The organism is Celeribacter naphthalenivorans (assembly GCF_020524585.1).
In the GTDB taxonomy this organism is placed as follows: domain Bacteria; phylum Pseudomonadota; class Alphaproteobacteria; order Rhodobacterales; family Rhodobacteraceae; genus Celeribacter; species Celeribacter naphthalenivorans.
In genome coordinates this window covers 305,709-318,413 of the sequence record NZ_JAIVLK010000004.1, presented here as the reverse complement: position 1 = coordinate 318,413, position 12,705 = coordinate 305,709, and the positions used below count along the sequence as shown (strand labels likewise).

General features: G+C 61.1%; 10 protein-coding genes. All 10 read right to left on the bottom strand.

All coding sequences use genetic code 11. The features are described 5' to 3' along the window. Positions 1 to 9: 9 nt before the first annotated feature. Positions 10 to 1,800: a nickel-dependent hydrogenase large subunit gene (locus LC094_RS10930; RefSeq protein ID WP_226552826.1), complete on the bottom strand. Its 1,791-nt coding sequence runs from the start codon at positions 1,798 to 1,800 to the stop codon at positions 10 to 12. 3 nt (positions 1,801 to 1,803) lie between these two features. Beyond that, positions 1,804 to 2,937, bottom strand: coding sequence for a hydrogenase small subunit (locus LC094_RS10925; RefSeq protein ID WP_226552825.1), 1,134 nt, complete (start codon positions 2,935 to 2,937; stop codon positions 1,804 to 1,806). Positions 2,938 to 3,171: 234 nt separating this feature from the next. Further along, a complete protein-coding gene (gene hypF / locus LC094_RS10920; RefSeq protein ID WP_226552824.1) occupies positions 3,172 to 5,433 on the bottom strand; it encodes a carbamoyltransferase HypF in 2,262 nt (753 codons plus the stop codon). 11 nt (positions 5,434 to 5,444) lie between these two features. Further along, complete coding sequence (locus LC094_RS10915) at positions 5,445 to 6,878, bottom strand: nickel-dependent hydrogenase large subunit (protein ID WP_226552823.1); 1,434 nt, start codon at positions 6,876 to 6,878, stop codon at positions 5,445 to 5,447. Continuing rightward, the gene (locus LC094_RS10910) at positions 6,871 to 7,866 is read right to left on the bottom strand and encodes an NADH-quinone oxidoreductase subunit B family protein (protein ID WP_226552822.1); all 996 of its coding nucleotides are present in this window, start codon (positions 7,864 to 7,866) and stop codon (positions 6,871 to 6,873) included. The genes LC094_RS10915 and LC094_RS10910 overlap by 8 nt, the downstream gene beginning before the upstream one ends. Then, positions 7,863 to 9,194, bottom strand: coding sequence for a PAS domain-containing sensor histidine kinase (locus LC094_RS10905; RefSeq protein WP_226552821.1), 1,332 nt, complete (start codon positions 9,192 to 9,194; stop codon positions 7,863 to 7,865). The genes LC094_RS10910 and LC094_RS10905 overlap by 4 nt, the downstream gene beginning before the upstream one ends. Before the next feature lie 222 nt (positions 9,195 to 9,416). Then, positions 9,417 to 10,394, bottom strand: a complete 978-nt coding sequence (locus tag LC094_RS10900) for a branched-chain amino acid ABC transporter permease (protein ID WP_219786473.1) — start codon at positions 10,392 to 10,394, stop codon at positions 9,417 to 9,419. Positions 10,395 to 10,398: 4 nt separating this feature from the next. Further along, complete coding sequence (locus LC094_RS10895) at positions 10,399 to 11,265, bottom strand: branched-chain amino acid ABC transporter permease (protein WP_226552820.1); 867 nt, start codon at positions 11,263 to 11,265, stop codon at positions 10,399 to 10,401. A 2-nt stretch (positions 11,266 to 11,267) separates the two neighbouring features. Then, on the bottom strand, positions 11,268 to 11,978 hold the full coding sequence (locus tag LC094_RS10890) for an ABC transporter ATP-binding protein (protein ID WP_226552818.1): 711 nt from the start codon (positions 11,976 to 11,978) through the stop codon (positions 11,268 to 11,270). Then, on the bottom strand, positions 11,975 to 12,703 hold the full coding sequence (locus LC094_RS10885) for an ABC transporter ATP-binding protein (protein WP_226552816.1): 729 nt from the start codon (positions 12,701 to 12,703) through the stop codon (positions 11,975 to 11,977). The genes LC094_RS10890 and LC094_RS10885 overlap by 4 nt, the downstream gene beginning before the upstream one ends. Positions 12,704 to 12,705: the final 2 nt, after the last annotated feature.

Here is a 12,705-nt window from a genome sequence, read left to right as displayed (position 1 = left end):
TTTCCTCCCTTAACGCACTTTGACCGTGGTCAGCTCATCACCATCCGGCGACATGACGTGGGTCGAACAGGCCAGACACGGATCGAAACTGTGCAATGTGCGCAGAATTTCCACCGGCTCTTCCGGACGCTCCATCGGCGTGTCCAAAAGCGAGGCCTCAAAGGCGCCGATATTGCCCGCCGTGTCGCGCGGGCTGCCGTTCCACGTGGTCGGCACGACGCATTGATAGTTCTCGATGCGGCCGTCCTTGATCTTGATCCAATGGCCCAGCGCGCCGCGCGGCGCCTCGGTCATGCCGACGCCTTTGGCCTCTGCGGGCCAGGTGCTCGGGTCCCATTTCTCGACATTCGCCGTCGAGCTGTCGCCGTTCTTGATATTGATCACCAGCTTGTCGAAGAAGTGCTGTTGCAGACGCGAACAATACTCAGATTCGAGCGCGCGTGCCGCCGTCCGGCCCAGCGTCGAGAACAGCGCATCGAACGGCAAGTCCATCGTCTTGAGCAAGCCGTCGACCTGCCCTTTGATGTCCTCATGACCTTTGGCATAGCCGATGATGTAGCGCGCGAGCGGCCCCACCTCCATCGCATGGCCTTTCCAACGCGGCGCCTTGATCCAGCTGTATTTCGCGGCCTCGTCCAGCTCCTGAATGTTGGTGCGCGTGCCCTTGGCATTCGGCCCAAGCTCGTATTTCGGCTCGGTGATCCCGTCCCAAGGATGTAGCCCCTTGCCCGGTTCGCCATAGGTGTACCAGCTGTGGTCCACGAATTCCTGAACCTGCTCCGGATCGCGCGGATCGACATCGTAGACGGTCGAGAGATCGCCATTGATGATCGCACCGCGCGGCATGTGCAGCTGGTCTGCGGAGAAGTCGTTCGGATGCTCGGGAATATCGCCGTAAGCCAGACAGGCTTTGGACGCGAGACCGCCGCCATAGAGCCAGTTGCGATAAAATCCGCCGATCGCGATGACGTCCGGAATATAGACGTTGCGGTTGAACTCGAGCGTTTGCTGGATGATCGACTGAACCATGTTCAGACGTTCCATATTGATCGCGCCGACACCGCCGACCCCATCGACATTGATCGGGCACGGCACGCCGCCCACCAACCAGTTCGGATGCGGGTTCTTGCCGCCAAAGATCGTGTGGACCTTGACGATTTCCTTCTGAAGGTCGAGCGCCTCCAGATAGTGGGTCGTCGCCATCAGGTCCGCTTCGGGCGGCAGTTTGTAGGCCGGGTTGTCCCAATAGCCATTCTTGAACAGGCCAAGCTGACCGCTTTCAATGATTTTTTTCAGGCGGTTCTGCACGTCGCGGAAGTACCCGGGGGAGGAAAGCGGGTGCGACGGAGAGACCGCCTGCTGCAGCTCGGAGGTGGCTTTCGGGTCCGCCTTTAGGGCGTTCACCGGGTTCACCCAATCGAGAGCATGCAGATGGTAAAAGTGCACGATGTGATCGTGGATTTGCAGCGCGAGCTGCATCAGGTTGCGGATCGAGTTGGCGTTGTCCGGGATCATGATGCCCAGAGCATCCTCCACCGCCCGCACAGAGGTCAGTGCGTGCGTGCCAGTGCAAACACCGCAAATGCGCTCGGTGAAGGCCCAAGCGTCGCGCGGATCGCGGCCTTTGAGGATCACTTCGAGACCACGCCACATGGTGCCTGTGGAGACCGCGTTGCGGATCACGCCATTCTCATCGACGTTCACCTCACAGCGCATGTGACCTTCGATCCGGGTCACCGGGTCGACGACGATCCGCTGGCCGGAATTGTCGATGTTGAAACCGTTGGGAGTGCTGACCATGGTTTACGCCTCCTCTTTCTTTTTCGAGTCTTGGACTTTGCGTTGCGCGGTTTTCAGCGCGGAGACGGCGGCATGGGCGGCAACACCTGCGCCCACCACACCGGCGGCGGCAAGACCGACCATGTCGGCATTGGCTTCGACGCCGAATTGCGTGAGATCGGTCACCCGGTCATAGAAAGACCCCTGATCCCAGAACCCGTCCTCGGAACAGCCGATGCAGCCGTGGCCCGATTGGATCGGGAAGGACACGCCCTCGTTCCAGCGCACGGTCGAACAGGCGTTGTAGGTGGTCGGGCCCTTGCAGCCCATTTTGTAGAGGCAGTAGCCTTTGCGCGCGTTTTCGTCGTCCCAGGTTTCGACGAATTGGCCCGCATCGAAATGTGGCCGGCGATAGCACTTGTCATGAATCCGCTGGGAATAAAACATCGCCGGCCGCCCCTGGCGGTCGAGTGTCGGAAGTCGATCAAACGTCAGCATATAGGTGATCACGCCGGTCATGACCTCGGCAATCGGCGGACAGCCGGGCACCTTGATGATCGGTTTGTCGGTGATGACCTTATGGACCGGCGTGGCGCGCGTCGGGTTCGGTTTCGCGGCCTGCACACAGCCATAGGACGCACAGGCCCCCCAGCTGATGATCGCTTTCGCATGTTTGGCGGCATGGGTGAGTTGATCGACAAAGGGTTTGCCGCCGATGATGCAATACATCCCGTCCTCATTGAGCGGCGGGTTGCCCTCAACGGCCAGGATGTAGTTGCCTTTGTATTTCTCGATGGTCTCTTCAAGCGCCGCTTCGGCCTGATGCCCGGCGGCGGCCATCAACGTGTCGTCGTAGTCGAGAGAGATCATCGACAGCACCACGTCTTTCGCGAGCGGGTGCGCAGAGCGAATGAAGCTCTCAGAACAACAGGTGCATTCCAGCCCGTGGACCCAGATCACCGGCGTGCGCGGTTTGGTTTCCATCGCATGCGCGATCTTCGGCACGAAAGCCGGCGACAGGCCCAGCGCGGCCGCTGTCAGCGAACAATATTTCATGAAAGACCGGCGCGTGATCCCTTGTCGGCGCATGACGTCGTAGAACGTCTCGATCTGAGCTGTGGCCTGCCCTGCGGTACTGGTCTCCGAAAAATCGGTCAAAATGCGTCCCTCCCTCGGCGAGTGATCGGGCCTTGTGGCCACGTGCGAATGCGACGGCATACAATGCCTCGATCCTCAGTCTCGCCGGGAGAGGGGCGCAAAACAAACAGAGCGCGACAAACTGTCGTGTCTTATTTTTTCATGAGTTTCAAAAAGATACCAAAATGGAGTTCTCAAATGGCGGGAAGCGACTAACCGCCAGACCGCCGAAGCGGAAAGGTACTTGCCGCTTGCTCAAAGGCGCCGCGCCGCAGCGACAAGAGCCTGCCCAAGCGCCAGACCACCGTCATTGGCGGGGGTTTTGCTGTGGATCAGAACGGGGGTATCCGGCAGAGCGTCGCCCAACGAACTGAGTGTCAGGTCCAAAAGCAAAGCGTTCTGGAAACACCCGCCTGACAAGGCCACAGCCTGCGCTTCCGTCCCGGCCATGGCCGAGAGCACAGCCCCCTCAAAGCACCGCACGAGCCACAGGTGAAATGCGAAGGCCAAATCGGCAACGCGAGCGCCCGCGTCGCGCTTGGCGACAAAATACCGGATCATCTCAGAGGGATCGAGCGCTCCACCCACCATCGACGCGACCGGAACCCCAATCGCCAGATTGTATCGCGACAAACCGCTTGATGACCGCGCCAAAGCCTCAAGCCGCATCGCCGCCTCGCCCTCATAGCTTTGACGATCGACGCACATCCCAAGAATGGCCGCGACCGCCTCAAAGAGCCGCCCAACGCTCGACGACATCGGGCAATTCACGCCCTTTTCGACCGCCATGCGTGCCATCGCCAGAGGTTTGTCGGAAAATGCCTCGTCGGCCCACTCCGACAGCCCGGCCTGATCCAGCCGCGCCAAAGCATTGCGCCAAGGTTCCTTCGCCGCCATATCGCCGCCAATGAGCGGCGCGGGTTTGAGCCAGGCCTTGCGCTCAAACCCGCGATAATCGCCAAGTAGGATTTCGCCGCCCCAGACCGTGCCATCGGCGCCAAACCCCGTGCCATCTAAGATAACGCCAACCACCTTGCCGCCGTCCAGAGGCCAGCCATTTTCGCCCAAACAGGCCGCCAGATGCGCGTGGTGGTGCTGCACCTCTTCGACCGGCAGTTTTTTCGATTGCGCATGGATCGAGGCGCGAAACTCCGGGTGGAGATCGCAGGCCACGGCCTCCGGATGATGATCGAACAGCTCGGCGTAATCCGCGTCCGCCTTGAGAAACGCCTCATAACACAGCGCATCGTCGAGATCGCCAAGGTGGTGCCCCAAAAGCGCCTGCCCGTCCTTGATCAGGCAAATCGCGCCCTTCATCTGGCCCCCATAGGCGGCAATCTGTGGCGCGGCCTCAAACCCTGTGGGCAAGGGCAAGGTCCCCGGCACCCGCCCACGGGCACGGCGCAGCACCATTGGACCGTGCGGGGTGATCCGCTCGACCGAGTCGTCCATCCGCCGGGCGATGTCACGGTCATGCATCAAAAAGGCATCGGCAAAGCCGGAGAGCTTGTCCAAGGCTTCCGCATTGCCGATCACCTGCGGCTCTCCGGACAGGTTGCCCGAGGTCATCACCAAAGGCCCGCCCACCGCCCCGATCAACAGGTGATGCAGGGGCGTGTAGGGCAGCATCCAGCCCAATGTGCTCTGCCCCGGCGCAATCCCTTCGGGCATCCGCCGCGCGGTCAGCAAGACGATGGGTGCCGCCGGATCGCGCAAAAGCGCCTCTTCAGACGCGCTCATGTCACACCCCTCGCGGATCATGTCCATGGTGCCCATGAGGGCAAAGGGCTTGGCCGGGCGATGTTTGCGCAGCCTGAGCCGCGCAACCGCCTCGGCGTTCCGCGCGTCACAGGCCAGATGAAACCCGCCCAAGCCCTTCACCGCGAGGATGTTCCCGTCACGCAGCAAGCGGGCCGCCTGAGCAAGCGGGTCTCCCTCCCGCTTTGGCTCAAGCCACAGCTGAGGCCCGCAGTCCGGGCATGCCACCGGCTGGGCGTGAAAGCGGCGATCTTCGGGGGTGTCGTATTCCGCACGGCATGCCGCGCACATCTCGAAAGGCGCCATGGTCGTGTGGCCGCGATCATAGGGCAAGCGTTCGACAATGGTGAACCGCGGACCGCAATGGGTGCAGTTGGTGAACGCATATCCGGCCCGGCGTTCCTTGAGATCAAAGACCTCTTGGCGACAGGCCTCACAGGTCGCCGCATCGGGCGTCACACGGGTGCGGGCCGCACCGGTTTGGGAGGCCACAATCTCGAAGCCCTCCGCCGCGCCCTGAATGTCACGACACTCGACCGCGTCGATCCGCGCCAGCACAGGCATCTCTGCGCGCAACCGATCTTCAAAGCCTTTCACCTCACCGAACAGGCGGATCAACACACCTTCCGCATCGTTGCGCACATCTCCGGTCAGCCCCATGTCGCGCGCCAGCCGCCAGACAAAGGGCCGAAAGCCCACGCCCTGCACCTGACCGCGCACCCGGATTTCCAATCCGCTCTGGTTTCCTTTGCTGTCCAAATACTCAGTCCCTAATGAACCGTGCAAACCATGCAGGGATCGAAAGAGCGCACAATATGCTGCACCGAAATGGGCGTGTCCTCGCCCGCGCGAACCGGCGCACCGACCAGAGCCGCCTCGACGGGTCCCGGCACGCCTCTTTCGTCTCGGGGCGAGAAATTCCACGTCGTCGGCGCGATGATCTGATAGGAGGTCACGCGCCCGCCCTCGACACGCATCCAATGCCCCAAGGCGCCACGCGCCGCCTCGACCAGACCGACGCCTTCGCCGTCGCTCGGCAATTTGACATGCCGCATAAACGGCGCGCGCGGATCGATGGAGGCCAGAAGGCGCTCCATTTCGACTTGTGTCCGAGCCAGTTCCAAAACGCGGCCCAGAACACGCGCCCGCACGGAGCCCTCCCGCGCCAGCGCCGTTGCCAAAGGATGGCCATCGATCGCCTGCCGCGCGAGCGCTCCGGTTTCATAAGTCAGCCCGGCAAGACGCGGCGCCTTGCACCAGCTATAGGCCTCATCGCGCATCTCTTCATCCGGGCGGGTCATGCCGTTCGACGGATGTGCCGCCTCGCCCAGCATCCAGCTGTGCGAAATCTCCTCGACGATCTGCTCGGGATGCAAGGGGCCGGAGGCGCCCTCCACAAGCGTGCCACGTTCAAACACCGGGCCATTGGGCGAGGGATAGGCCCCAAAAGAGAGATAGCGCCCGGACCCAAGCCCCGAGCCTTCGAGCGACAAATCCTGCGCGATGCTCAGAAAAAGCGCGACATCGCCAGTCTCCCATCCGCTCACCTGATCGAGGGTCTCCAGCTCCAGAAACCGTTCCAAAGGCGCGCCGAACATCACCTCTTCGAGATAGCTGCGAAAAGCGGCGAGATCGGCCGACAGGCGGACCTTGTCACGCGCAGAGGGCGCGCGCGTCACGCCACCCGGCTGGATCGCCAAGGTGTGTGGCCACTTGCCACCCAAAAGCCCGACGATATGCAACAGCCCGGCGCGGGCCTCGGTCGCACGTTTCAGCGCCGATCCTTTGGCCGCCGTAAAGCGGTCCACCGCGCGCCCGTGCCAAGGCCGGTCGGCATACACAGGGCGCGCGAAATCCGGCATGAAGAAGAGATTGAAATGCATGAGATGGTCGGACACGTTTTCGACCATATGCAAAAGCTGGGCGACCTTCGCGCCGTCCGGGCTGGGCGTTTTGCCCGCAAAATCCGCGAGCGCCATCGCCGCCGCCATGGATTGGCTGATCGAACAAATGCCACAGATGCGCGGCACGATGGTGAGCGCATCCATCGGCGCTTTGCCCTCCATGATGCGTTCAAACCCGCGAAACAGCGGCGAATTGGCATAGGCGGCCGCAACCCGGCCGTCCTGCACATCGAGACGAAGCTCAAGATCGCCCTCAACACGATTGAAAGGGCCAACCAAAAGGGTCGTGTTGTCAGTCATTCTTGCGGCTCTTCACTGAGGGAGGAACGAGAATACGGTCGGCGGTCGCGTTCCGCGCGACACGTTCCGGGGTCGCACGTTTCGACAGAGAGGCCAGCGCCATGAACCAGGCTTTCGGCATATCGGTCGGCAGTCCCACAGGGATGCCCGCGAATTTCGGGGTCTCGGTAAAGCCATGCCCCGGCTCTTCGAACTCCGGCGCTGTGCAGTTGATGCATGGGTAGCCCGCCCGCGTGCAGCTGCCTTCGCCGTTCCAGAGCCGGATGTTGCAATCGCCCACCGCCTGTGTGCCGATACAGCCGAGATGCTCCATCATACAGCCCATCTGGCTGAGCTCCTCAGCCGAGGCTTTATATTCGTAGAATTCGTTCTTGGTGCAGGCATGGTGCACAAGATTGTCCGCGAAAAACCGCGGTCTGGCGTAGCTGTCGAGATCCTCTGCGCCCAAAGCGTCGCTGGCCAAAAGCATCAAGGTTTCGGTCACCCAATCGGGATGGGTCGGACAGCCGGAGATATTGATGACGGGCAGACCCGCGCGGGACCGAAACGTCGCGGGCAAGGCCGCGCCGCTGTGGCGTCCGTCGTATTGTACGCCCGTGGCATCGGACGGATTGTCCCCCGCAGAGGTCACGCCGCCATAGGTCGCACAGGTGCCGACAGCCACCACATGAGCGGCTTTGGGCGCGAGGCTTTGCACCCAATCGAGCATCGAACGCCCGGTGCCCCCGAGCATGTGGTAGCGCCCGGTGCCTTTTGGCCCGTGAATGATTGAGCCTTCGATGCAGAGAATGTCGAGCGTCTGGGCCCCGTCTTCGATGGCCTGCAACAGATCACGCACCTCCGCCCCGCTCGCCTCTGAGAGCGAGGGGTGCCACAGGAACTCAAGTCCCGCAGCGTCAAAGAGGTCCATGAGATTGGGGCTTTCGGCACAGAGCAACGACATGGTGCAGCCGCCACAGCCCCCCGATTGCAGCCAGAGGATATTCAACGCTGATCCCCTCTCTTGAGTGCGAGGCGGAAACAGGCGCCTTTGGCGACCCCCTGCACATAGCTGAGCGTCCCGCCATGTTCTTCGACGATCTTTTGAGAAATCGAAAGACCGAGCCCCGTGCCACGCCCCACCGCTTTCGTGGTGAAGAACGGGTCGAAAATCGCGGCACGCAGGTCTTCGGGCACGCCCGGTCCGTTGTCGCAGACCTGCATGACGGCCATATCGCCTTCGTAAGACAGCCGAACCTGAATCTCCGGGGCCTCGATGTCCTCCATCGCGTCGGCGGCATTCTGGACCAGATTCATGATCACCTGCTGCACATGGCCCGAACGGCCCAGCGCCATGCAGGAGCTTTCGCCCGTCACCGTGATTTTCACCTGACGCTTCAGGCCGCGCTGCACCCATTGCGCACCGATCTTGGCGGTTTGCGTCAAGTCGAAGGGCGCCACCTCTCCCGATCCTTCGGCGGACAGTCGGCGCAGGTCTTCGACGATGTCGCGCACCCGCTCGGCCCCGTCCCGCGCGCCCTCGATGGCGACACGCAGGTTTTTCAGATCACGTTCGAGTTTAAGCTCCGCGCGCAAGGCGACAAGCTCTTCGCGGCTCGCGCCCGATTGCACCTGTTCGAAATAGGATTCAAAGCGGTCGAGGTATTTTTGCAGACTGTGGGTGTTGGCATAGACAAAGGAAATCGGGTTGTTCAACTCATGCGCCACGCCCGCGAGCAACCGCCCCAAAGAGGCCAGTTTTTCGGTGCGCACCAATTGGGTCTGCGCCTGTTTCAACTCCTCATGGCTGCTTTCAAGCTCATGATAGGCCTGACGCAATTCGCCAAGCGGCCGACCGGTCAGGATGAACCCGCTGATCCGTTTGCGCCGGTCCAGCCGGGGCGCGACGCGAAAATCCACCGGGCTTGCCCCGTTTAAGGTTTCGAGATCGACTTCAAAGGTCTGTTCCACCTTCTCGCGCGCGACTTCGGACATGGCCGCACTCATGCGATCCCGCATCTCGCCTTCAAAGAACCCCACGACGGGCCGCCCGATCAACGCGTCCTTATCGCCACCAATGGCGGCACAAAAGGATTGGCTGAGATCGGCGACAAACCCGTCCTTGTCCGTCACGACGAGATAATCGGAGATCGAGGTCATGATCGACCGAAGGAAGCTGCGCAGTGTGGAAAGTTCCGTGTTTCGGGCTTCCAGCTGTTCCTGATAATCGACCAACTCGGCATAGGTCTTATCCACGGCGTCGAGCACATCGACCCACGCCGCGTCATCGAAGCCAGGCTTTAGCTCATCACCCAGTCGAGAGGAAATATTCGTCATCTGATCGCCTCCGGTGCCTAAGCGTGTCAGGCAAGACACTGGGACGCAATAGGAAATGCCGCCCGGTTTTGGCGCATATGGCGAATGAGACGATCCGGCGCGGGCATTCCATGAATGCCTGTCGCCAAAGGGGGAGCATTCGGTCATCGCAAAAGACCCAAATGCTCCCCCAACTCTTTGTCGGTCAGCCTTCGTGTTGGGAAGGGGCTTGGGATAGTGACCTCAAGCCTCCTCCAACTCCTGTGTCTTGGCCTTTTTCAATTTCCAGCGCTGCACCAGCACCGCAATGCCGCCGGGCTCAAAGAGCATCATCCCAATGGCTGCAGCGCCGAGGATGATCATATAGATCGGCCCGTATCCCGAGAGGTTTTCCCGAAGGAGCACAAAGAGCACAGCGCCAATGATCGGCCCGATGATCCGGCCCATGCCGCCGATCACCACCATGAAGATGATGAACACCGTCCAGTCGGTCAGACTGAAAGAGCCGCTCGGATTGACCCGCAGTTTTTGCAGCGTATTCACGGCGCCGAGAAGCGACAGGAAGGCGCCGGAGACGACAAAGAGCATCGCCTTGACCGCATTCGGATTGACGCCGAGCGCCATGGCCGCCGTTTCATTGTCCCGCATCGCGCGGAGCGAATAGCCACGGCGCGAGTGCATCACGAGGATGATCAGGAAGATCACGAGAACCAGAATGGCAAAGCTGAGCCAATAGATGTTCTCAACGCGCGACGAGGTGCTGGCCCCGAAGGCCTTTACAATCTGCGGACGCAAGCTGATGCCTGAGCCGCCGCCAAAGCCCGGCAGCTTGCCGGCCACCAACATGAAGACCTCCGCCAACACCCAACTGCCGATGGCAAAATAGGCGACGCGCATGCGGCTCAGGATTGCAAAGACCGGAAGCGACAGCAACGCACCGAAAGGCAGTGTCAGTGCCATGCTCAGGAACGGGTTCAGCCCCAGATGCGTCGTCAGGCCAAAGAAGGCATAGCCCCCTGCACCGACAAAGGCGTGCTGACCGATCGAGACAACACCGCCGAACCCGGCCAACAGGTTCCACAATTGGGCGACGGACATGATGATAAACAGGTCGGTCAAATAGCGCATGGTGCCATTGTCCACAAAGAACGGAAGCGGGACCATGACAGCCACGGAAAGACCGAGGACGGCGAGAGGAAGCTTTTGGGATCCAGAAGTCATGATGTCACCCGTCATTTTTGGGAAAGAGGCCGCGCGGGCGCAGGATGAGAAGGATCAGAAAGACCAAATGGCCGGACAGCACCTGCCATGAGGCATCGATCTGCGCGCCCACCATTTGCGCAATGCCAATGATGACGCCGCCAACCAAGGTGCCCCACATGGAGCCGAGGCCGCCGATCACGATGGCCTCGAAGGCGGTCAACAGGCGCGTCGGGCCGCTGGCCGGATCAAAGTTCCCGCGCACGGACATGAGCATTGCCGCGATGGCAACGGTCACCATCACGATGACAAAGGCCTTTCGAAACACCGCACGCGTATCCAGACCCAGCATGGCGGCATTCGCCTCGTTGTCCGACACAGCCCGCAGGGCGCGCCCGAAAGAGGTGCGGTAGATCATCAACTGCAACCCTCCGATGAGGGCCACGGCGGCCCCGAAGATCAACAGAGAGAAGACGCCGACATGCAGATCGGGAAGGATCTCAACGCTGGCTTGCTCGAGCCGCCCGATGCTGAGTTTTTGCGGGTCGGCGCCAAATCCGAGCAGCATCAAGTTCTGCAAGATGATCGACAGACCGAAGGCGACAAGAAGCGGGATCAGCGGATCGTGCCGCGGCACAAATTCGAAAAGTCCCCGCTGAAGAAACCACCCCGCGCCCGCCGCCAAAAGCAGCACCGCAGGCGCGGCCACGACGATGGACACCCCGAAAAATTCGGTCACGGTCAGACCGACGTAGGCCAAGAGGACGATCAAATCGCCATGCGCGATATTGACGATCCGCATCACGCCAAACACCAGACTCAGGCCCAGCGCGTAGAGCGCGAAAAGGCCGCCCAAAAGCGTGCCCTGCACAAGAGTATTTACCAGTTCCACGTCTATCTCCCAAAATAAGCTTGCGCGACACGTGTCTCATCCGCCTCATCGGAGGCGCCGGACAAAGACACATGGCCTTCGAGCAGGCAGTAGTACCGGTCGGAAATTTCCAACGCTTTGCGCATGGCCTGTTCGACCACGAGGATCGCCAAACCTTCGGACGCAAGTTTGATCAGCTGTTCGTAGAGGCGCCCGATGATCGTCGGGGCGAGGCCGAGGCTGATCTCGTCGCACAAAAGCACACGCGGGTTGGTCATCAACGCGCGCGCGATCGCGATCATCTGTTGCTGGCCGCCCGAGAGCATCGTCCCGGAAATGTGGCGTTTGGGCACGAGGTCCGGGAACAGTTCATAGATGCGCTCAAGCGTCCACGGGTCCTTGCCGTGGAGCTGTCCCAGTTGCCCACCCAAAAGAATATTCTCTTCGACGCTCAGCGACGGAAAAATGCGCCGGCCCTCCGGCACGAGACCGATCCCGGCATGAACGATGTCCGGCGGCGTCAGGCCCAAAAGCTCGCGCCCGTCGAGTGTGATGCTGCCTTTGGCATCGCCTTCGGTGCCACAAATGCCCCGGATCAGCGAGCTTTTCCCCGCCCCGTTCGCCCCGATGACAGCGACGATTTCACCGGCATCGATGTCGATATCCATGCCGTGCAAGGCGGCGAACTGACCGTAATTCAGATGAAGATCCCGAATGCTTAACAACGCGCTCATACTTCCGCCTCCGCTCCGAAATAGAGGCGGCGCACTTCGGCGTTCTCCAAAACCTCATCAATCTGCCCCCGCACGACAATCTGCTTGTCGGCGAGCACTGCGACTTCGTCGACAAACCGCGTGAGCGCATGCACGACATGTTCGATCCAGATCACGGCCGTGTCGCGCCGCACGACCTTTTGCAAGATGTCGAGAAGCGTGTCGCATTCCGCCTCGGTCAACCCGCCCGCGATCTCATCGAGCAACAAAAGCTTTGGCTTCATCGCCGCCGCTTTCGCAAGCTCCAGACGTTTGAGGTCCAACAGGGCCAAAGACTTTGCCAACTTGTCCCGGTGATCCCCGAGCCCGGTCATCTCCAGAATGTCATGCGCGCGATCACGCGCCTCATGCAGGCTAAGCCCTGCGCCGGATGTGCATCCGACGATCACGTTTTCGGCGACCGTCATGTCGCCAAACGGCTGTGGAATTTGAAAAGTGCGCCCGATGCCACGCCGACAGGCGTTCCAAGGCTTCATTTGACCCAGATTGTGACCTTCGTAGAGCATCTCACCGCCGGTCGGACGATGCAGGCCGGAAATCAGGTTGAACATCGTGCTCTTGCCCGCACCATTTGGGCCGAGAATGCCCAAACGGGCTCCCGGCTCGAGCGTGAGGCTGACATCATTGAAGACCTCGATGCCGCCAAAGGCTTTCGAGACCCCTCGAAGTTCGAGAAGTGGTTTCAAGA